Genomic DNA, 21029 nt, shown 5'->3' on the forward strand with positions numbered 1-21029 from the left:
GACTGCAGATGCCGCGCATTGCCTATGTGAACGGGCGCTATGTCGCTCACGCCGATGCCTGCGTGCACATCGAGGATCGTGGCTACCAGTTTGCCGACGGCGTCTACGAGGTCTGCGAGGTGGCGCGCGGCTTCATCGTCGACATGCCACACCATCTTGCCCGGTTGGACCGTTCCTTGCGCGAGCTCTCGATCGACTGGCCGGTCACGCAGCGCGTGTTGCCGCTCATCCTGCGCGAAGTAGTGCGCCGCAACCATGTCGCCAACGGCCTGGTCTATCTCCAGGTGACGCGCGGCGTTGCCAGCCGCGACTTTGTCTTCCCGGCGGCCGGCACTAAGCCATCGCTGGTGGTGACGGCCAGGAAAGCCGACCCCGCCATGGCCTCCAAGCGGGCCGAGAACGGGATCAAGGTCATCACCGTGCCGGAGAATCGCTGGGACCGGGTCGACATCAAGTCCGTCGGCCTGCTGCCCAACGTGCTTGCCAAGCAGAAAGCCAGGGAAGCGGGCGCTCAGGAGGCCTGGTTCGTCGATGCCGACGGCACCGTCAAGGAAGGCGGGTCGTCGAACGCCTGGATCATCACCAGGAATGGTGTGCTGGTGACGCGGCCGGCCGAGCACGGCATCCTGCGCGGCATCACCCGTACCACGCTGTTCGAAGTGGCCGCCAAGCTGGGGCTGACGATCGAGGAGCGGGGGTTTTCGGTCGCCGAAGCCAAGGCCGCGCGCGAGGCTTTCATCAGTTCGGCGACGACGATCGCCATGCCGATCGTGGCGATCGACGGCGTTCCCGTGGCCAACGGCCATCCCGGCTCAATAACACTTTCCTTGCGGCAGGCCTTTTTTGACGTTGCGGAAAAAAGTCCGGCCTGATAACCGCACAGGTGGAATGCACATCAATATATCTCGTTCTGCTTGTCGTTACTGACGGCAAGAGGGTGTTTGCAAGCTTGACATGGGCCGGTTAATTTGGCGCATTGGCCTGCAAACCGAAGGGGATCGGCGGAAAGACAAGAACAATGGCGGAACGATCGCAAAACCTTCAGGACCTGTTCCTGAACTCAGTTCGCAAGAGCAAGAACCCGCTCACCATCTTCCTTATCAACGGCGTGAAACTGACCGGCGTGGTCACTTCATTCGATAATTTCTGTGTTTTGCTGCGTCGTGACGGCCATTCCCAGCTCGTCTACAAGCACGCCATTTCCACGATCATGCCGAGCCAGCCGGTTCAGATGTTCGATGGCGAGGAAAGCCAGGGCGCCTGATTGGCACGTGAGAAAGACGCGGACCACAGCGTCCGCGGAAAAAAATCGTCACATCAGCCCGGGACAGAGGCCAAGGGGCCAACCCGGGCTGTCGTCATCGTGCCGGTGCTCACCCGCCAGCCGCGTGGTGACGACGAGACGAATCGCCCGCGCCTGACGCGTTCAGCCGAGGCTCGTCACGACGAGGCGGTCGGCCTTGCCAGCGCCATCGACCTCGACCCGATCCACACGGCAGTCGTGACCGTCAACGATCCGCGTCCGGCGACCTTGCTCGGCAGCGGCAAGGTGGCGGAATTTGCGGAGATCGTCAAAGAGGGCCATGCCGAGCTGGTTATCGTCGATCATCCGCTGACGCCGGTACAGCAGCGCAATCTCGAAAAGGAATTGAACGCCAAGGTGCTGGATCGCACCGGGCTGATCCTGGAGATCTTCGGCGAGCGCGCGCGCACCAAGGAAGGCACGCTGCAAGTCGAGCTTGCCCATCTCAACTACCAGAAGGGCCGGCTCGTCCGCAGCTGGACCCACCTTGAGCGCCAGCGCGGCGGCGCCGGCTTTCTCGGCGGTCCCGGCGAAACGCAGATCGAATCGGACCGGCGTGTCCTGCAGGACAAAATCATCAAGCTGAAGCACGAGCTGGAAACCGTTCGGCGAACCCGCGATCTCCATCGCGCCAAGCGCAAGAAGGTGCCGTTCCCGGTGGTGGCGATCGTCGGTTACACCAATGCCGGCAAGTCGACGCTGTTCAACAGGCTGACCGGAGCAGGGGTTCTGGCCGAGGACATGCTGTTCGCCACGCTCGATCCGACGCTGCGCCGGGTGCGCCTGCCGCACGGCACGCCGGTCATCCTGTCGGATACGGTCGGCTTCATTTCGGATCTGCCGACACATCTGATCGCGGCCTTCCGGGCGACGCTGGAAGAGGTGGTCGAAGCCGACCTCGTCATCCATTTGCGCGATATTTCGGACCCTGACACCGCCGCACAGGCCGAGGATGTCGAGCGCATCCTTGCCGATCTCGGCGTCGATGCCGACGACACCAAGCGCGTCATCGAAGTGTGGAACAAGATCGACCGGCTCGACGAGGGCAACCAGGTGCGGTTGCTTGCAGACGGGGCCGACGGCAAAAAGGCGCCGCCGATCGCCATATCGGCCGTCACCGGCGAGGGCATCGATGCGCTGAAGGCGATCATCGAGACAAGGGTGTCGGGCGAGCTGGCAACGCTGACAATCACGCTCACGCCGGCTCAACTAGGCCTTGTCGACTGGCTCTACCGCAATGGCGACATCGTTTCGCGGGCCGACAACGAGGATGGCAGCGTGACCGTCTCGCTCAAGGCGACGCAAAGCGCGCGTGAAGAGATCGAAAGCCGATTACACCGTAAAAACAACGGGTAAATCAGGTTATCTCGCGCTTTTGGCTTGCTGCCAAAGCACCTCCATCTCACCGAGCGTCGCCTTTTCAAGCGTGTTCCCCGAGGCTTCCAGCATCCGCTCTACATAGTGGAAGCGCGAGCGGAATTTCTCGTTGGTGCCGCTGAGCGCCGCTTCGGAATCGAGCTTGAGATGGCGGCCGAGATTGACGACGGCAAACAGCATGTCGCCAAACTCGTCCTTGATCGACGCCATGTCGCCCTTGGACAGCGCCTCGCGCAATTCGCCGATCTCTTCCTCGATCTTGTCGAGGATCGGCGTGGCCTCGCTCCAGTCGAAGCCGACGCGGGCCGCCTTTTCCTGCAGTTTCAGCGCCCGGGTCAGCGCGGGCAGGGCGACCGGCACGCTATCGAGAAAGCCTTTGCCGTTATCTTCAGGGTCGAGCCCACGGGCGAGGCGGGCGCTTCGCTTTTCCGCCTTCTCCACGGCCTTGATCTTCTCCCACATGCCCTTGGCCATGCCGGCGTTGCGCGCCTTCTCGTCGCCGAAGACATGTGGATGACGACGGATCATTTTGGTGGTGATGGCCTGGACCACGTCGCCGAAGGCGAATTCACCGGCTTCCTCGGCCATCTGCGCATGGTAGACGACCTGCAGCAGGAGATCGCCGAGCTCGTCACGCAAATCGTCGAGATCGCCGCGCGCGATCGCATCCGCCACCTCGTAGGCTTCCTCGATCGTGTAAGGCGCGATGGTCGAAAAATCCTGCTCTATGTCCCAGGGACAGCCGGTTTTCGGCGCCCGCAGCGCTGCCATGATCTCGATCAGCCGGGAGATGTCTTTCGAAGGTTTCATCGGGCGGATGCTATCGTGCGCCCGGCCGCGCGGCCAACGCTGTCGGCCGGCGCGGGCGCCTTGTCCACAGCTGCGCGGAACAGTCTCCTCAGTCGAGGACGGAAACGATCGCCTTGGCGAGTGCTTCCATCCCATCCTCGGGCAGGCCGGCGACGTTGATGCGGCTGTCACCGACCATGTAGACGCCGTGCTCGGCGCGCAGCCGCTCGACCTGCGCCTCGGACAGGCCAAGGCGGGAAAACATGCCGCGATGGCTGGCGACGAAATCGAAGCGGTCGGAATTGGACTGCCGCCGCAGCGCCTCAGCGAACTGGACCCGAAGCCTGAGCATGCGCAGCCGCATCTCCTCGAGCTCTGCTTCCCAGTCGGCGCGCAGCGCTGCATCTTCCAGCACGATGCGTACGGCAGCGGCGCCGTGGTCCGGCGGCATCGAATACATGGCGCGCGCCGCCGACAGCATCTGGCCCATCGCCACATCCGCCTGGGCGCCGTCCTTGGCCAGGATCATCGCCGCGCCGACGCGGTCACGATAGACGGCGAAATTCTTGGAGCAGCTCGAGGCGACGACCATTTCCGGGACTTTTGCGGCCATGATGCGCAGGCCTGCGGCGTCCGCGTCGAGGCCTTCGCCAAAGCCCTGATAGGCGATGTCGACGAAAGGCAGCAGGCCGCGCTCGACGACAAGATCGGTGATTTCGGCCCATTGCGCGGTGTCGAGATTGGCGCCGGTCGGGTTATGGCAGCAGCCATGCAGCAGCACCACGTCGCCGCTTTTTGCGGCGCTTAACGCCGCCAGCATGTCAGCGAAGCGCACCGTGCCGGAAGCCGCGTCGAAATAGGGATATTCGCGGATCTGCAAGCCGGCGCCACGCATCACCGGCATGTGGTTCGGCCAGGTAGGATCGGACAGCCAGATCGTCGCGTCGGATCGCGTCCGCTTGAGCAGCTCGGCCACCAGCCGCAGCGCGCCGGAGCCGCCGGGCGCCTGCGCGGCGCGGATGCGCGTCATGTCGGCCGCTTGGCCGAAGGTGAGCCACGCCATCGCTGCATTGAAGCCGGTATCGCCGGCAAGACCGAGATAGGTCTTGGTATCCTGGCTCTGCAGCAGGCGCTTTTCGGCTTCGCGCACCGCGCGCATCACCGGCGTCTTGCCGTCACGGTCCTTGTAGACGCCGACCCCGAGGTCGACCTTGTCGGGGCGCGGATCGGCGCGATAGAGGCCGATCAGGGCAATGATCTTGTCGGCGGGGGCGGGCTGCAGGTTTTCGAACATCAATATCGTCCCAATGGCGGCGGAGTGATACGCAAATCGGCGGCCTTGTGCCAGCGCTTTCACATGCGCCAGACCGAATGCTGTGCGATCGGCAAGACGGAAGTGAGCCCTACACGTTCCTGTCACATCGGCGTAGTTTGAATAAGCATTTCCGGGACAAGCGCGAGAATGACGGCGTGAGATAATGATAAGCCGGCAAGAACAGTTCGACCTTGCGATTGTTGGCGCCGGCATTGTCGGTCTGGCACATGCGCTCGCCGCCGTCCGGCGTGGCCTTTCCGTGGTCGTCATCGATCGCGACGCGCAGGCCAATGGCGCGTCGGTGCGCAATTTCGGCTTCATCACGGTCAGCGGCCAGGAGCGCGGCCAGGTGTGGCGCCGGGCGATGCGCTCCCGCGACATCTGGCTGGAGGTGGCGAAGCCAGCCGGCATCGATGTCATCCAGCGCGGCGCGGTCGTTGTCGCCCGCCGCCCGGAGGCTCGGGCGGTGGCCGAGGCGTTCTTGCGGACCGAAATGGGCGAGGGCTGTCTGCTGCTCGAACCCGACGAGCTTCGGGGCCGGTATCCCCAACTTGCCGGACAGGATTTCGCCGGCGGCCTGTGGAGCCCGCACGAGGTGCGTGTCGAATCGCACGAAGCGATCCCGCGGCTTGCGGCCTGGCTGGCCGAACGGCATGGCGTCGCGTTCCGCCGCGAAACGGCGGCGCGCTCGATCGCACCGCCCGACATCGAGACCAGCCGCGGTGTTGTCCATGCCGGCAAGGTGATCGTCTGTCCGGGCGACGATCTGGCGACGCTTTATCCCGAGCGCATCGCGCAATATGCCGTCACCCGCTGCAAATTGCAGATGATGCGTCTTGCCGATCCTGGTTTCCGGCTGCCGGTATCGGTGATGTCCGATCTGGGGCTCGCCCGCTATGCCGGCTACGCCGCCTTGCCGGAAGCCGCGGCCCTGCGGCGCAAGCTTCAGGTCGATCAGCGCGACGCGCTCGACAATGGCGTGCATCTGATCGTCGTGCAGAGCGCCGACGGCACGCTGGTGATCGGCGATTCACATCATTATGCAACGACGCCCGACCCGTTCGCTTCGGAGCGGGTCGACGAAATCATTCTCGACGAATTCAGCGCCGTCTTTGGCGGACCGACGCCACGCGCCCTGGAACGCTGGACCGGGATCTACGCCTCGGCGTCCGATCGCACCATGTTCGTCGACGCGCCGCAGGAAAATGTGCGTCTCGTCATGATCACCAGCGGTATCGGCGCCAGCACCTCTTTCGCGATCGCCGAAGAGGTGATCGACGAGCTTTTCGGTTCCACCGCGGCAGATGCCAGGAAGATCGCATGATGGCCACCCAGGGTTTGCTCCGCGCCGTTGTTTTCGATTGGGCCGGTACTGTCGTCGATCACGGCTCGCTGGCGCCGATGGGCGTATTCATCGAGGCTTTCGCCGATTTTGGCGTGGCGATCAGCGTGGACGAGGCCAGAGGCCCGATGGGAATGGCCAAGCGTCCGCACATTGCGGCGCTGCTGGCGCTGCCGCGGATCGCGGCGGCCTGGACAAAGCAGCACGGCCATGCTCCGACCGACGCCGACATCGATGCCGTCTATAACGTCTTCGTGCCGAAGAACCGTGCGGTGGCGGCGCACTACTCCGATGTCATCCCGGGCGTTGCCGAGGTCGTCACGGCGCTGCGCACGCGGGGTCTCAAGATCGGCTCGACGACCGGCTACACGCGCGACATCATGGCCGAAATCCTACCGGTGGCCGCCGGGCAGGGGTTTTCGCCGGATTGCCTGGTGTGCACCGGCGATACGCCCGACGGGCGGCCGACGCCGTTCATGCTGTGGAAGGCGCTGACCGAGCTTGGCGTCTATCCGCCATGGCTGAGCGTGAAGGTCGACGACACCGAGGTCGGCATTGCCGAGGGCACCAATGCCGGCGCCTGGACGATCGGTGTGTCGGTGACTGGCAATGTCTTCGGCCTGACGCTGGCGGAGACGCAGGCGCTCGCGCCTGATATCTTCAGGAAGAAGCGCGCCGAAGCCTCGGCCAGGCTCACCGCCGCCGGCGCCCACTACGTCGTCAGCGGCGTCGCCGACCTGATGCCGGTCATCGCGGCGATCGAAGGAAGGCTTCAGCGCGGCGAGAGGTCTTGAGCGCCTGAAGGCGACTGGGCGGGGAAGGGGCCGGCGCGAGCCATTTGCGATTATGGGGCTTAAAACACTCTATCCGGCTGCAGCCTTGCCAGACCATAACCGGCGAGAGCCAGCGCGATGCCTGACGCAATGGTTCGCATTTCGCGCGGTCGCGGCATCGTTGGGAACGACAGTTGCGGCCAGTGCCCTCGTTCATCGGCACGTTCACTGTCAGCGTGAGAACAAGGCCAAAAGCAAGATAAACGGCCTCGCGGAAGCGAACCGGAACGCAGGCGGCTTGTGACCGTTGAAACGCATTACGCCCGCCGTCACAGACGCCGGCCATTAAGAAAATTTCATTATGACGGGATTAAAATACTTATGTGCTCCGTAAACAGGACATGAAACGGTCGGTGCCACGCTTCGATATCATGGGTCAGCTTGGTTCGCTGCGCCGCTACGCGCGCTCGTTGACGCGCGACAGCGCCGATGCCGAGGATCTGGTTCATGATGCATTGGTGCGGGCCTATGAGCGGCGCGGCACCTTCCGCTCCGGCGGAAACCTGCGCGCATGGCTTCTGTCGATCGTTCACAATGCCTTCATTGACGGAATGCGGTCCCGCAAATCCGAAGCGGCGCGCATCGAGCAGGCCGAATACCTTGCCGACGCCAATATGGACGCCCCCCAGGAGCATTCGATCCGCCTGGCGCAGGTGCGTCAAGCCTTTTTTAAATTGCCCGAAGAGCAGCGTTCCGCGCTGCATCTCGTCGCCATCGAGGGACTTACCTACAGCCAGGCGGCCGAGGTCAGCGGCGTGCCGCTTGGAACGTTGATGTCACGCATCGGTCGTGCGCGGGCAACTCTCCGTGAGATGGAAGGCACATCGCCGGCCCGTGCAACAGGCCACCTCAGGATCGTGGGAGATCAGTGATGAACGAACTGCGCGATCCGGTAATCGATGCCGATCTTGACGCCTATGTCGACGATCAGCTGGACGTTGCACGCCGCATTGAGGTTGGGGCGTTTCTTTCGACCCGTCCGGAGGCGGCGGCGCGGGTGATGGCAGACCTCAGGACGCGCGACGAACTGCGCATGGCGCTTGCCGGATCCGAGAGCATGGCGCGGCCGGCAACGGCCGATGCGGCACGCCGGCTGGAGCGGGGCCTGGCCCGGGACCGCGTCTTTGGCGCGTTGCAGCGAGTGGCTGCGGTTGCTGTCTTTGTCGCTGCGGGTTGGCTGGCGAACAGCATCCTCGGACCGATATCGGTGACTAAAGTCGTCGCCTCGACCCAGCCGCCTGTCTATCTGAAGGATGCGGTCCAGGCGCACCGGACGACGATCGTGCGCGAGACCATGTCGTCCCAGCTAGAAGCGCCGAATTACAACGCGGACGAAATCCGCGCCGCCACGGCGATCGTCATGCCGTCGCTGCCGCAGGACTGGAAGGTCCGCGACGTTCAGATCTATCCATCGCAGTTCGGCCCGAGCGTCGAAATGGCTATCGAAACAAAAGATATGGGATTGGTCTCGCTCTTCGCGATCAGACCCGGAACGTTTGACGTGGTCAAGCCGACAGTCGCGCCTTCGGGTGACATCTCCTCGGCTTATTTCCAGGTCGGCGAAGTCGCCTACGCAGTCGTTGCTCGAAGCGGTGTGCGCGACCTCGATCGTGCCGCCGAAACCCTTGCGAGTACGCTTTACTGATCCCGCCTCACCAGGAGAATCCGCATGAACATTCCTAATCTAAGATATAGCTCGGGTGCTGGCGCCCGAACCGGAGCCGACTATGACCAGGGCCTGCGCCAGCACATGCTGCGCGTCTACAACTACATGGGGCTCGGCCTCGTCGTCACCGGTATCATCGCCTATGCGGTGGCCTCGACGCCCGCGCTCTATGTGCCGATCTTTTCCAGCCCGCTGAAGTGGGTGGTGATGTTGGCGCCGCTCGCGTTCATACTCTTGTTCTCGTTCCGGATGCAGACCATGTCCGCGGCCGGCGCCCAGGCCATGTTCTGGGCATTTTGCGCGGTCATGGGCCTGTCGCTCGCTTCCGTGTTCCTGGTCTTCACCGGCACCAGCATCGCGCGCACCTTCTTCATCGCCGCCACCATGTTTGGCGCCACCAGCCTTTACGGCTACACGACCAGGCGCGACCTGACCCAGTTCTCGTCGTTCCTGATCATGGGTCTGATCGGCGTGGTGATCGCGAGCCTGGTGAACATCTTCCTCGGCTCGACCGCGCTGCAGTTCGCGATCTCGGTGATCGGCATCGCCGTCTTCGTCGGCCTCACCGCCTGGGACACGCAGACGATCAAGGAGCAGTACGCGGAGAACTTCGACGCGGAATCGCAACAGAAGCTCGCCGTCTTCGGGGCACTTTCGCTCTATCTGAACTTCGTCAACATCTTCCAGTTGCTGCTGAATTTCACCGGCGAGCGCGAATAGTCGGACCGACGGTAGCAGGCAACATTTCGAACCTTGCCGTGGCCGAAGGGAAACCTCCGGCCACGGTTTTCATTTGAGGCAGTGCGCAACACGCCATCTCGCCTGTGGCGTGGATGCGTTCGTGGCGGCTGTGTGAGGGGTGCGGCGTAGCCTGCCGCTCTTGAGTTCACGTGGGGCCTTTTGCTAGCCTGCCGGCCAAACCAGCCACCCGTGAGGATAAATGGAACAGGATAGTCTGACACTTCACGGCAACGGCATCTCGGCGACCATCGTCGGGCAGGGCGCTGAACTGGTCTCCTTGCGCGACGCGGAGGGGACCGAGCTTCTGTGGCAGGCCGGGCCGGCCTGGCGGCGGCATTCGCCGGTACTGTTTCCGATCGTCGGCCGGCTGAAGGGCGATCAATTACGCCATCGAGGGCAGTCCTACCCGATGACGCAGCACGGATTCGCGCGCGACAAGCCGTTTGCCTGGGCGGAGAGGGGGCCTCGATCCTGTACGCTGGTTCTCACCGACGATGCCGACACCCGCGCGCACTACCCATTCGCCTTTCGCCTGGCTGTGACCTACAGGCTGGACCGCCGGGAGCTTGGTGTGACCTTCGACATCACCAACACCGGCGACGAGCCGCTTCCGGCATCGATCGGGGCGCATCCGGCCTTCAATTGGCCGTTGCTGCCGGACCTGGCCAAGACGGATTATCGGCTGACCTTTGCCGACGACGAGCGGGCGCCGATCCGTCGGCTTAAGGGCGGCCTGCTGCTGGCAACGCCACAGCCGACGCCTGTCGACGGTAAAATTCTCGCCCTGTCCGAGCGCTTGTTTGACGACGACGCCGTGATTTTGGATCGGCCGGCCAGCGCCAGCGTGCGTTATGGCGCCGAGCGTGGTCCGGCGATCGAGATGTCCTGGCAGGGCTTCGAGGAATTGGGCATATGGTCCAAGCCGGGCGGCGCGCCGTTCCTTTGCATCGAACCCTGGCATGGCCTCGCAAGCCCGGTGGACTTCGACGGTGAATTCACGAACAAGCCCGGCGTGATGTTGATCGCGCCTGCGGCAAAGCGTGTTCTGACCTACCAGATCGATCTGGGATGATAGCGGTTTGAACGCAGGGAAAAGCATGGCGTACGCGATCAAGGCCGCGATCCGCGATCCGCAGGCAAAAACCTTCGCATTCACGGCGCAGAAAACCATGTATGGCGGCAAGCATATCGCCAAAGGCGACACGGTTTTCGTGTTCGCGAGCGAGAACGAGGGCGGGCAGGGCCTTATTGCGCGCGGCGTCGTCACATCAGTCGAAGCGATTGCGAAGAAGCACGGCATCGCCCGGCAAACGCCGCGAGTGAGCCGCTCGATCGAACGCACCGCGCTCGCCAAGCGACCGCTGGGGCGGCGCGAACTCAAACATTTCGCCAATTGGAATGACGGCTGGCCCGAGACGGAACTCAATTTCAAATTCTATCGCCAGGCAACGAACAAGATCGTCGGCATCTCGGATGAGGCGGCGGCGTTCCTCGGCGAATTCTTTTAGCGCGACCGGATCGATCCAGCAGGGCGACCCTTCACTGCTGCGTCAGATGTCAAAACAGTTTAGAGAGTGAGCCCAATGAATTCTAAAACAATCGAGATCTATCATCCACGTAGTATCTCAAATTTGGGCCAATGGGACATTGGCGGTCTCCAGCTTAAAGTCTATGGCCTCGTCGCAGACAACAAAAAAGTCGACGGGTCCATGGTGACCCTGGCGCAGTCATTCGTTCACAGGACGTTCTGCCGCGTGTGACGGACGAGGGTGACGACAATGGCATGGGCTTTGTGATCATTCATCCTGGCGAGCTTGGTGTTTCCATCTCGGCTCACTGGTGGATACAAGGTTCGGTGCTTTGTCAGCATATCTATCGGAGGCTATATTCTGCTACCGAACCTATGGATACAGTAAAGAGGCCTGTTATTGCCTGTGTTTGGGAATTGGCTCTGATAAACGCCGAGCAAGAGGCTTGGCGAAAAACGATGATGAAAAGCGAGCCAAGTCCGTCAGCATACATGGATGATCGAGCTGGCTTCGAAGCGGCATAAAGATCTGATGCGGCAGAGCTACCTGCTACATCTGATGTTGCAACCAAGCTGGCATCGGCCTCATGCACGTGCCGATTACCGGTTCAAACCTGCCTGGCGATCCGCCCGATCACATTGACGAGGAGGCGAGCAGCGGTAATCGCCGTGATGCCGTCGATATCAGCGGGCGTTTGGAATTCAATGAGGTCGAAGCCGGCAAGGCGTCCGCGCTGGCTCACCCCCTCGATCAGTCCGATTGCCTGCTGATAGGTCAGCCCGCCGGGCGTGCGACCGGCGACCGCCGGCATCACGCTGGGATCGAGCCCGTCGCAGTCGAGGGTTACGACGACGCGCGCGCCCGCGGGTATGTGCCTGAGGGCGGCTTCAATGCCCTCGGCGTGGATCTCCCGCGCCGTGACGAGGTGCCGCGCCCCAGCGCCGCCAGCAAGTTAGAAATGCGACACCGGCTGGGTAATGGGCGCGGAAATCCTGATGTTACGGGCTGCCGCTTAGTGTCGGTGCGACGAGTTTCGTGAATCGGCGCGCAGCGGAAACTGAGTCCGCGCAAAGGCTTGGCGACATAGATATTGTCCCATGTTTGTGAACTGACCCCAAGATGTGCGATGTTTGCGTACTGAGTCGTTTGAAGGTGGAGGCCGATGCGGCGGCGCATTCCCCTCAGCCGGCGATCGCATGTGACCGGCTTCCAGGCCCTCGCGACGGGGGTGGCAGAGCACGAAAGCGCGCTCGAACGAGACTTCGTGACGCTCGTGAACTGGACGGATGCGGGCGCGTTGGTGACCGAGCAGCCGGTCACGATCCGGTTCCGGCAGGGGCAGCGGTCGCGGCGATACACGCCTGACTTCCGCGTCGACTGGAGCGCCGGGGGCTCCGATATCGTCGAGATCAAATATCGCGCCGACCTCGGATCGGACTGGCACCGGCTGAGGCCGGCGTTCGCCGCCGCCCGGGCCTGGGCCGGCGAGCATGGCGCTCGCTTCAGGATCGCCACCGAGCGCGGCATCCGCGGTCCGCGCCTCGATGCGGCGAAGAGGTTGCTGCCGCTCAGGAACGTGCCGATCGACACGGCGCTGGCGGAGTTGGCCGTGGGGCGCGCGCGCGCCGACGCCATCGACTTCATCGGGCTGGTCGACGCCTTGCCAACGACGCGCGAAGCCGGACTGGCCGTGGTCTGGCGCCTGATCGCGCGGGGCGCCCTTGTCGTCGATCTGTCGGCGCCAATCGTGCCGAGCACGCGCGTGGGTGCGGCGTGAGCGTGCCCGACATCGCGACCGTGAGCGCCGCCGCGTGGGATGAAGCCCGCCGCTTCCTGCCGATCATCCGGCGCCTGGCGGACGATCCGACCCGAACCCGAGCGGACGTGGAAGCTGGCGCGGCGGAGCTGGGCTGTGGGCCGACCCACGTCTATGCCCTGATCCGCCGCTACATCGCCGATCCGCGACTGACGAGCCTGTTGCCGCGCAAGCGAGGGCCGAGCGCCGGCTTCTCTCGGCTCGAAAACGAGGTGGATGCGCTGGTCGACGAGGCGATCGACGGCGTCTATCTCACGCGCCAGAAGCCCAAGATCATGCATCTGGTCGAGGACGTGCAGCGCCAGTGCGCGGCGCGCGGCCTCACCGCGCCGAGCCGGCGAACCATCACAGCCCGGCTTCGCGCCCGTCCGGGTAGGGACGTGATCGCCAAGCGCCAGGGCGCCAAGGCGGCGCGCGACCGCTACGCTCCTGTCGTCGGTTCGCTGGAGGCCCGCTGGCCGTTGTCGTTGATCCAGATCGACCACACGCTGGTCGACGTGATCGTGGTGGACAGGGAGACGCGCGCACCAATCCAGCGCCCCTGGCTGACCCTGGCGATCGACGTCTGCACGCGCTGCGTCGCCGGCTTCCACCTGTCGCTGGAGCCGCCCTCGGCGACGTCCGTGGCGCTCTGCCTGACCCATGCAGCGCTCGCCAAGGAGAGCTGGCTGGCCGAGCGTGACATCGATGCAGAGTGGCCTGTGCGCGGCATCCCCGAGCGACTGCACCTCGACAACGCCAAGGAGTTCCGGTCTGAGGCGCTGAAGCGCGGTTGCGAGCAATATGGCATTGCCGTCGACTACCGTCCCGTGCGCACCCCGCACTATGGCGGGCACATCGAGCGGCTGATCGGCACGATGATGGGCAAGGTCCATCTGCTGCCGGGCACGACCTTCTCCAATGTTCAGGAGAAGGGCGACCTGAGGCCCGATCAGACCGCGGCCATGACCATCGACGAGGTGGAGCGGTGGCTCGGCCACGCAATCGCCGGCGTCTATCACCGCGAACTGCATCGCGGCATTGGCATGACGCCGCTCGCCGCCTGGGAGCGTGGCATCACCGGCGAGGGCGCCACGCTCGGCCGTGGCGAGCCGGTCGCCGTGCCTGATCCTCGCCGCTTCCTGATCGACTTCCTGCCGATCGAGCGTCGCAGGGTCCGGCGCGACGGCGTGGCGCTGCACTCGATCGCCTACTGGGCTGACGTGCTCAGCACCTGGATCGGCCATCCCGAGCGAATGATCGTCCGCTACGACCCGCGCGATCTCAGCCGCATCTATCTGCTCGGACCCGACGGCACCTATTACGATCTGGCCTACCGCGACCTGCGGCGGCCGCCGATCAGCCTGTGGGAGCACCGCCTGGCGCTGAAGCGCCTGCGGGATGAGGGACGGTCGCTGGTCGACGAATCGGCGATCTTCCGCACGATCGAGGCGATGCGCACCATCGCCGACGATGCGGTGCGCACGACCAAGACGGCCCGCCGACAGCGGGAGCGCCGCCTTCGGGTCGTGGCAGGTGGTGCAGCCGAACCCGCGGCCGTCCCGGATCGGAGTGCGGCAGTCGGACCGGTCGAGGCCGACGCCCCACTGGAGGACCGCATCTTCCCGTTCGAGGAATGGTCGTGAGCGAGGATTACCGGCATCTGCACCCTGCAGTGCGACCGCTGGCCGACGAGGCCGCGGAGGCACGGGTGCGGCGCATCCGCACGGATCGCTGGATCGCCTATGCACGGGCGGACGCCGCCCTGGCGGCTATGGAAGATCTGCTGACCTTCCCGAAGCGGATGCGGATGCCGAACCTGCTGCTGGTCGGCCCGACGAACAACGGCAAGACCATGATCGTCGAGAAGTTCCGGCGGGTGCATCCACCCATCACCGCCGTCGAGACAGCGGACGGCGTGGCGGTCCTGCCGGTGCTGAGCGTGCAGATGCCGCCGGGGCCGGACGAGGGCCGGCTGTTCGGCGCGATCCTCGACGGGCTCGGAGTGCCGTTCGGCCCCCGCGACCGTATCGCCGCCAAGCAGGACATGGCGGTGCGCATGATGCGTGCGACGGGCACACGCCTGCTGGTGATCGACGAGCTGCACAACCTGCTGTCGGGCACCACGATGCAGCAACGGCGGCTGCTCAACCTGCTGCGCTGGCTGGGTAATGAGCTGCAAATACCGCTCGTCGGCGTCGGCACGGCCGAGGCGTTGCGCGCGATCCGCAGCGACGACCAGCTCGTCAATCGGTTCGAGCCGTTCGCCTTGCCGCTGTGGCAGAACGGCGAGGAATATCGGCGGCTTCTCGCGACGCTCGAAGCGGCCTTGCCGCTGCGCAAGCCGTCGCACCTCAACGATCCGGTCATGGCCGGCCGTATCCTCGCGGCGGCGGAAGGCGTGCTGGGCGAGATCATCGCCGTCGTCGTGCGGGCTGCCGTGCTGGCGGTCGAGACCGGGACGGAGGCAATCCCGGCACGCATGATCGAGGATGCGGGCTTCATCCGGCCCTCCGAGCGTCGGCGTGTTGCGGTCTGATCTGTTCGCCGTCTCGGCCATGCCCGAGGCGTTCCCGGCACGGGCGATGCTGCCCGTTCACATCGAGCCGGCGGCGGATGAGGCGCTCGTATCCTGGCTCGTCCAAGTGAGCTGGGCGCTCCGGCAGTCTCCGCTCATGTTTAGCCGGCACGGCTTCAACGTGGATGCCGTGGGTGATCCCGAGTGGTGGCGGCGTCCGTCGGCAGGCCAGCTCGCAACGATCGCCGAACGGACCGGAGTCGAGCAGGCCCGGCTGAGAGCCATGACGTTCCTGGGCTGGTCCATCGCACGTGATGATGAGGACGCGCAGCGCTTCTCCAGCCGGCGCTGGACAAATCCGAAGCTGGGCCGCCGGAAAGGCCGGCGTATCGATGTCTGCGGGCAATGTCTGGCGGAAGACGAGCGACCCTATCTGAGGCGGCTCTGGCTGCTGGGCTGGATCGGTGTCTGCCCGCGGCACCGGACCCGGCTGATCGGGGAATGCCCGGGATGCCGGTGTCCGATCCGGTTCAAAGGGCTGAACGCGAAGGCGCCAGTCGACCTGCTTGCGTGCCAGAGGTGCGGCGGAGGGCTGGCCCGCTTGCAGGGGCAACCGGCGAATGATCGGTCGGTCGATCTGCAATCGCTGCTTGTTGCGGGGAAGAAGACCGGCGTCGTGCTCCTGCCCAGCGTGGGCGACGTCGAGTGGGCCACGATGATGGCGGTTGCAGACATGCTGCTCGGCATGATCTGGACCGGTGTCGCCACCCAGCACCGAGAGCAACTGTTCAACCGGATCGCCCGCGAACTTGATCTGGGCTGGGAAGATCGGCTCTCGCTCTCGCTTGGCTCGAACTATGGAAGCTTGCTGATGCTCGACTGGCTGATGGCGGACCTGCCGCACCGCCTGCCTGCGGCGATCGGCATCCTGAAATCTGTCCGCTTCGAAGGTCTCCTGGGCCGCCACGACGACATCGACGACGATATGGCCGCACGCCTGCGCACGATCCTGGCGGCGGCAATAGCCACGCCGCCGGTCGGACGAGGTGTGTGGCATCCCTGGATCGAAAGCTTGCCTGAAAGCGCATCCGAACTGCGGGAGCGAGCCGCCCGCGAACGCTACAAGCACCGGCGTCAGCGGCTGACGGCCTTTGCCGCACTCAAGGCGGGGGCGACCGTCGGGGAGGCGGCAGCGATAGCCCGTGTCCAGCCGATGAGCGTTTATCGCTGGCTCGACCGCGGGATCGAACATGGGCTCGAAGCGGCGCTCGAACGCCCGACCGGGAGGCCCGCTCTGACGTCGGCTCAATCCGAAGCGCTCGCGCAATGGATCCGTGGCGACCGCGCACACCAGAACCGTCGCGCCATCGTTGCTCAGGCGCAGGCGCGGTTCGGGGTCGAGCTCAGCCTCGACGTCGCGTCGAACCTCCTGAGGAAGCATCGCGACCGAAAGCCAGGCAGCGTCCGCCGTCGCCGGCGTCTGTGGGGGCCGATGAAGCCAAGGGGACCACGCGCCAAGCCTACTCATGACCTGGCTCCCGGTTCGTGAATCGAGTCCGCGAAACTTCGCCCCGGTACACGAAACTCTGCGCCGGTTCGCGAAACTCGTCGCACCGACACTTAGGTGCGAACGAAAGGGTGCGAACCTTTAGTCGCATAAGATAGATTATGGAACTGGTGTTGGCCAAGAGCTGGAAATTGCCGCTGATTTTCATGGGCTTGAGCCGACTACGGCGTGTTGCCTTGAGCCGATGGCCAACGCTAGGCTGTCGAAATGACGAGAGCAAGCAGCGAGATCGAAGCGGCCGTCGAAGTGTTCGTGCATGGGCACAGCGCCGTCAGGAGCCGTACCTTTCCTTACGAGGTCAATCGCTTCGGGCCGTTGTGGGTGATGCGCGATGCTCAACGCAACAATCCTCGCAATTATCGCACCGAGGAATGGATCGCCCGTGACGTCGCCGCTCATGAGGTAGACGCGATCGTGCGGCAGCATGCGCGAGCTGGCTTCGTCATTTGCGCCATAACCTCTAGCGGCGAACCGGATCAGCCATTACGGACCGCCTATAAGGCACTGGGATATCGGCTGTTGCGGACGGAAGGCTTCTTCGTTCACCGCTTGAGCCGGATACCAAAGCCGCCGGCTGTCGTTTCGATCGAACACGTGCATACGGCCGAGCGTGCGGCGCAATTGGGAAAGATCACGCGTACGCGGCCGATCGGCGACAATCTGCTCGGCGATGACGCGCCATTCCGCCAGTATGTGGCAATCGATGGAGACGACATCGTTGGGCGGGTGCGCAGCGTCGATGCCGTAGGAGCCACTTGGTGCGCGGACATGTATGTCGACACCTCGCATCGGCGTCGTGGCTTCGGCCAGGCGCTGCTGTCGAAAATGCTGCACGACGATCGGGCCCGCGGCTCGAAATGGTCGGTGCTGACCGCGACCCATGCAGGAGCTCTGCTTTATCCCCGCATGGGCTATGAACGGATTGGAACGCTGCTGATGTTTGCACCAAAGAGCGCAACGCGCTCTTGAAGCGCCATTCGTATCACGCTGACTCGTAAGGGATTTCCAGGATCATGCCGTCATAGGCCGGTTCGACGTTGGCTGGCGTCTCGGCCATCAGCGTGGCGTAATCGAGCGGCACATGCATATGCGTCAGCACGGCCGTCTTTGGCGCCAGTTTTTCGATCCAGCCGAGCGCCTGTTCAAGCGACAGATGGCTTGGATGCCTCGTGTATTGCAACGCGTCGATGACCAGCATCTCCAGGCCCCGCAGCCGCTCGACCGTAGCATGCGGAAAATCGCTGATATCGGGACAATAGGCGAGCCCGCCGATGCGAAAACCAAGCGAGATGATGTCGCCATGGAACTGCGGCAGCGGCTGGAGGGTGAGGGCACCCCCCTCTCCTTCGATCACCACCGGCCTGGCGTGGTCGATGATATGGGCGTTGACGATGGGCGGATAGGAACTGCCTTGCGGCGTTTCGAAACAATAGCCGAACGCCTGCCGCATACGCAGCATGGTGGTTTGGTCGGCATGGATATCGATCAGCTGACGCTGTTCGAGCACGAAGCCGCGCAAATCGTCGATGCCGTGGATATGGTCGGCATGCGGATGCGTGTAGACGACGGCATCGATGCGCCTGACCGATGCCAGCAGCATCTGCTCGCGGAAATCCGGCCCGGTGTCGATGACGACGGTGGTTCGGCCGCCATTCGCCGCGATCCGCTCGACGAGGGCTGCGGTGCGCATGCGCCGGTTCCTGGGATTGGCGGGGTCGCAATTGCCCCAATCGCCGGTGATGCGCGGCGTGCCCGGCGACGAGCCGCAGCCGAGGACGGTGAAACGCAGCCGGTCGCTCATGCGCCCAGTGCCTGCGTGTCCAGGCCCTGTGTGTCGGGGCGGGGCATCTTCCTGAACAGCCGAAAGAAATTGTCCGTCGTGATATCAGCGATCTCGGCCTCGCCAACGCCGATCGTCTCCGCCAGAACCTTGGCCGTGTGCGCGACATAGGCGGGTTCGTTGCGCTTGCCGCGAAACGGCACCGGCGCCAGATATGGCGCGTCGGTTTCGACCAGCAGGCGCTCATGTGGCACATCGGCGGCAATCGCCCGCAGTTCGGTTGAATTCTTGAACGTCAGGATGCCGGAAAACGAAACATAACCGCCAAGCGCCACACCGACTTCGGCGAGCCTGCGTCCCGACGAAAAACAGTGCAGGATGAAGGGGAAGGCGCCCTTCCCTGTTTCGTCCTCGAGGATATCCGCCATGTCGTCGTCGGCGTCGCGCGAATGGATGACCAGCGGCAGACCCGTCTCGCGAGCGGCGGCGATGTGGGTGCGAAACCCCTGGGCCTGCGCGTTGCGCGGCGCGTGATCGTAGAAGTAATCGAGCCCGGCCTCGCCGATCGCCACCACCTTGGGATGCACGGACAGGCGCACAAGCTCGTCAGCCGTCACATCAAGCTCTTCGGCCGCATTGTGCGGATGGGTGCCAACCGAGCAATAGACATCGTCGAAAGACTCGGCAATCTCAAGCACTTGCTGAAACCGCTTCACACGCGTTGAGATCGTCACCATGCGGCCGATTCCGGCCGCTTGGGCGCGGGCGACGATGGCCACCCGCTCCTCCGCGAAATCCGGAAAGTCGAGATGGCAGTGACTGTCGACCAGCATCAGGCGTTCGCGTCCGGCTGCTCGACATAGCGTGGAAACACCGGTTGCGGCGCCGGCAGAGCCGCGCCGGGCACCAGTGCACGATCTTCCGCGACATGCGCGAAATCACGGCTGTCCGCCGGGACCGCCAGGATGTCGAGCAGTTTGGCGGCCGAGCCTGGAATGAAGGGCTGACACAACAGCCCTACCCGCCGGAGCACCTCGGCCGTCGTCCACAGCACCGTCTCCATGCGCGCCGGATCGGTCTTCTTCAGCGCCCACGGCTCCTGACCCGCGAAATAGCGGTTGGCTTCAGCCACCACGCCGAAGATCGCCGCCAGCGCCAGATGAATGCCCTGCTCCGCCATCGTCCGGCGCGCCGTGACCAGGGCGGCGCTGGCCTGACCGAGGATCGCCTTGTCGGCGTCGCTCAATTCGCCGCGCTTCGGCACCACGCCATCGCAGTTCTTGGCGATCATCGACAAAGAGCGCTGCGCCAGATTGCCGAGGTCGTTGGCGAGATCGGCATTGGTGCGGTTGACGATCGCCTCATGGCTGTAGCTGCCGTCCTGGCCGAATGGCACTTCGCGCAGGAAGAAGTAGCGCACCTGGTCGAGACCGTAATGCTCGACCATGGTGAACGGGTCGACGACGTTGCCGACCGATTTCGACATCTTCTCGCCGCGGTTGAACAGAAACCCGTGGCCGAAGACACGCTTCGGCAACGGGATGCCGGCCGACATCAGGAACGCCGGCCAGTAGACCGCATGGAAGCGAACGATGTCCTTGCCGATGATATGCGCATCGGCCGGCCAAAAGCGCCAATCATCAGCATTTTCATTTGGATAGCCGACGCCGGTGATGTAGTTTGTCAGCGCGTCTACCCAGACATACATCACATGCTTGTCGTCGCCCGGCACCGGGACGCCCCAGTCGAAGGTCGTGCGCGAGATCGACAGGTCCTTCAGCCCCGACCTGACGAAACTCATCACTTCGTTGCGCCGCTCGGTCGGGCCGATGAAGTCCGGCTGGCCTTCGTAAAGCGCCAGCAGCCTGTCCTGATAGGCCGACAGACGGAAAAAGTAGCTTTCCTCCTCGACCCATTCGACTGGCGTCCCTTGCGGGCCGTAGCGGACATTGTCGGGGCGGACCTCGGTTTCCTCTTCGCCGTAATAGGCCTCGTCGCGCACCGAGTACCAGCCGGCATAGCCGCCCTTGTAGATATCGCCATTGCCGGCCATCGCCTTCCAGATCGCCTGGGAGGCGGCGTAGTGCCGCTTTTCGGTGGTACGGATGAAATCATCATTGGAGGCATTGAGCGCAACGGCCATGCGCTTGAAGTCCGCCGAATTGCGGTCGGCCAACTCGCGCGGCGAAATGCCTTCCTTCTTCGCCGTCTGCAGCATCTTGATGCCGTGCTCGTCGGTGCCGGTGAGAAAGAAGACTTGCCTGCCGTCGAGCCGCTGAAAACGGGCGAGCGCGTCGGTGGCGATCAGCTCATAGGCATGGCCGATATGCGGTTTGCCGTTCGGATAGGAAATCGCGGTCGTGATGTAGAATGTGTCGCGTGCCATGAATGGACCGTCATGAATGTCTGAATGCAAGGTGTGGCGGTGAGATATCGCATCGGAACAGCGATTGCCATCCCGGGGCCGATGCCTG

General features: G+C 64.0%; 21 protein-coding genes and 1 pseudogene. 16 read left to right on the plus strand and 6 right to left on the minus strand.

The features are described from left to right. Window positions 1-8: 8 nt before the first annotated feature. From MESS2_RS17690 to hflX, 3 genes are all read left to right on the plus strand, one after another. The gene (locus MESS2_RS17690) at window positions 9-872 is read left to right on the plus strand and encodes a D-amino-acid transaminase (protein WP_008875749.1); all 864 of its coding nucleotides are present in this window, start codon (window positions 9-11) and stop codon (window positions 870-872) included. Window positions 873-1018: 146 nt separating this feature from the next. Next, window positions 1019-1264 carry an RNA chaperone Hfq gene (gene hfq / locus MESS2_RS17695; protein ID WP_006202172.1) on the plus strand — a complete coding sequence of 82 codons (246 nt, stop codon included), beginning with the start codon at window positions 1019-1021 and terminating at the stop codon, window positions 1262-1264. Further along, window positions 1265-2659 carry a GTPase HflX gene (gene hflX, locus MESS2_RS17700; RefSeq protein WP_008875751.1) on the plus strand — a complete coding sequence of 465 codons (1395 nt, stop codon included), beginning with the start codon at window positions 1265-1267 and terminating at the stop codon, window positions 2657-2659. 6 nt (window positions 2660-2665) lie between these two features. On the opposite strand, the gene mazG is transcribed toward hflX, so the two are convergent. Both mazG and MESS2_RS17710 read right to left on the minus strand, forming a co-directional pair. Further along, a complete protein-coding gene (gene mazG / locus MESS2_RS17705; RefSeq protein ID WP_008875752.1) occupies window positions 2666-3490 on the minus strand; it encodes a nucleoside triphosphate pyrophosphohydrolase in 825 nt (274 codons plus the stop codon). An 88-nt stretch (window positions 3491-3578) separates the two neighbouring features. Then, a complete protein-coding gene (locus MESS2_RS17710; protein WP_008875753.1) occupies window positions 3579-4763 on the minus strand; it encodes an amino acid aminotransferase in 1185 nt (394 codons plus the stop codon). A gap of 184 nt (window positions 4764-4947) precedes the next feature. Here MESS2_RS17710 and MESS2_RS17715 point away from each other — a divergent pair, with 184 nt between their 5' ends. The 8 genes from MESS2_RS17715 to MESS2_RS33015 all read left to right on the plus strand — a co-directional run bounded on the left by MESS2_RS17715 (window position 4948) and on the right by MESS2_RS33015 (window position 11419). After that, on the plus strand, window positions 4948-6108 hold the full coding sequence (locus MESS2_RS17715) for a TIGR03364 family FAD-dependent oxidoreductase (protein WP_008875754.1): 1161 nt from the start codon (window positions 4948-4950) through the stop codon (window positions 6106-6108). Beyond that, entirely contained in the window at window positions 6105-6920 is an 816-nt protein-coding gene (gene phnX, locus MESS2_RS17720) for a phosphonoacetaldehyde hydrolase (RefSeq protein ID WP_008875755.1), read from the plus strand. Before MESS2_RS17715 ends, phnX begins: the two co-directional genes overlap by 4 nt. 380 nt (window positions 6921-7300) lie before the next feature. Next, complete coding sequence (locus MESS2_RS17725) at window positions 7301-7831, plus strand: sigma-70 family RNA polymerase sigma factor (RefSeq protein WP_008875756.1); 531 nt, start codon at window positions 7301-7303, stop codon at window positions 7829-7831. Further along, entirely contained in the window at window positions 7831-8604 is a 774-nt protein-coding gene (locus MESS2_RS17730) for an anti-sigma factor family protein (protein ID WP_008875757.1), read from the plus strand. The genes MESS2_RS17725 and MESS2_RS17730 overlap by 1 nt, the downstream gene beginning before the upstream one ends. Before the next feature lie 24 nt (window positions 8605-8628). Beyond that, a complete protein-coding gene (locus MESS2_RS17735; protein ID WP_008875758.1) occupies window positions 8629-9345 on the plus strand; it encodes a Bax inhibitor-1/YccA family protein in 717 nt (238 codons plus the stop codon). Window positions 9346-9565: 220 nt separating this feature from the next. Next, window positions 9566-10438: an aldose 1-epimerase family protein gene (locus tag MESS2_RS17740; protein WP_008875759.1), complete on the plus strand. Its 873-nt coding sequence runs from the start codon at window positions 9566-9568 to the stop codon at window positions 10436-10438. A 25-nt stretch (window positions 10439-10463) separates the two neighbouring features. Continuing rightward, on the plus strand, window positions 10464-10874 hold the full coding sequence (locus tag MESS2_RS17745; protein WP_008875760.1) for a hypothetical protein: 411 nt from the start codon (window positions 10464-10466) through the stop codon (window positions 10872-10874). 275 nt (window positions 10875-11149) lie between these two features. Further along, window positions 11150-11419, plus strand: a complete 270-nt coding sequence (locus tag MESS2_RS33015) for a hypothetical protein (RefSeq protein ID WP_209436111.1) — start codon at window positions 11150-11152, stop codon at window positions 11417-11419. A gap of 83 nt (window positions 11420-11502) precedes the next feature. Here the strand turns inward: MESS2_RS33015 and MESS2_RS17750 are convergent. Beyond that, window positions 11503-11820: pseudogene (locus MESS2_RS17750) on the minus strand (arginase family protein); the annotation flags it as partial. Between the two features lie 273 nt (window positions 11821-12093). On the opposite strand from MESS2_RS17750, the gene MESS2_RS30245 reads away from it, so the two are divergent. The 5 genes from MESS2_RS30245 to MESS2_RS17775 all read left to right on the plus strand — a co-directional run bounded on the left by MESS2_RS30245 (window position 12094) and on the right by MESS2_RS17775 (window position 17744). Next, window positions 12094-12672, plus strand: coding sequence for a TnsA endonuclease N-terminal domain-containing protein (locus MESS2_RS30245; protein WP_051069119.1), 579 nt, complete (start codon window positions 12094-12096; stop codon window positions 12670-12672). A 20-nt stretch (window positions 12673-12692) separates the two neighbouring features. Next, window positions 12693-14336 (plus strand): Mu transposase C-terminal domain-containing protein, encoded by a 1644-nt coding sequence (locus MESS2_RS17760; protein ID WP_244440018.1) that lies wholly within the window; start codon window positions 12693-12695, stop codon window positions 14334-14336. Then, entirely contained in the window at window positions 14327-15229 is a 903-nt protein-coding gene (locus tag MESS2_RS17765; protein ID WP_008875767.1) for a TniB family NTP-binding protein, read from the plus strand. Before MESS2_RS17760 ends, MESS2_RS17765 begins: the two co-directional genes overlap by 10 nt. Beyond that, window positions 15216-16757: a TniQ family protein gene (locus tag MESS2_RS17770; RefSeq protein WP_244440019.1), complete on the plus strand. Its 1542-nt coding sequence runs from the start codon at window positions 15216-15218 to the stop codon at window positions 16755-16757. Before MESS2_RS17765 ends, MESS2_RS17770 begins: the two co-directional genes overlap by 14 nt. Before the next feature lie 225 nt (window positions 16758-16982). Continuing rightward, window positions 16983-17744 (plus strand): GNAT family N-acetyltransferase, encoded by a 762-nt coding sequence (locus MESS2_RS17775; RefSeq protein WP_008875770.1) that lies wholly within the window; start codon window positions 16983-16985, stop codon window positions 17742-17744. A gap of 13 nt (window positions 17745-17757) precedes the next feature. On the opposite strand, the gene MESS2_RS17780 is transcribed toward MESS2_RS17775, so the two are convergent. The 3 genes from MESS2_RS17780 to metG are packed head-to-tail and all read right to left on the minus strand — an operon-like array spanning window position 17758 to window position 20941. Beyond that, window positions 17758-18576: an MBL fold metallo-hydrolase gene (locus MESS2_RS17780; protein WP_008875771.1), complete on the minus strand. Its 819-nt coding sequence runs from the start codon at window positions 18574-18576 to the stop codon at window positions 17758-17760. Continuing rightward, window positions 18573-19388, minus strand: a complete 816-nt coding sequence (locus tag MESS2_RS17785; protein WP_008875772.1) for a TatD family hydrolase — start codon at window positions 19386-19388, stop codon at window positions 18573-18575. Before MESS2_RS17785 ends, MESS2_RS17780 begins: the two co-directional genes overlap by 4 nt. Beyond that, the gene (metG, locus tag MESS2_RS17790) at window positions 19388-20941 is read right to left on the minus strand and encodes a methionine--tRNA ligase (RefSeq protein WP_008875773.1); all 1554 of its coding nucleotides are present in this window, start codon (window positions 20939-20941) and stop codon (window positions 19388-19390) included. Before metG ends, MESS2_RS17785 begins: the two co-directional genes overlap by 1 nt. Window positions 20942-21029 lie beyond the last annotated feature (88 nt).

This window comes from Mesorhizobium metallidurans STM 2683 (genome assembly GCF_000350085.1).
In the GTDB taxonomy this organism is placed as follows: Bacteria; Pseudomonadota; Alphaproteobacteria; order Rhizobiales; family Rhizobiaceae; genus Mesorhizobium; species Mesorhizobium metallidurans.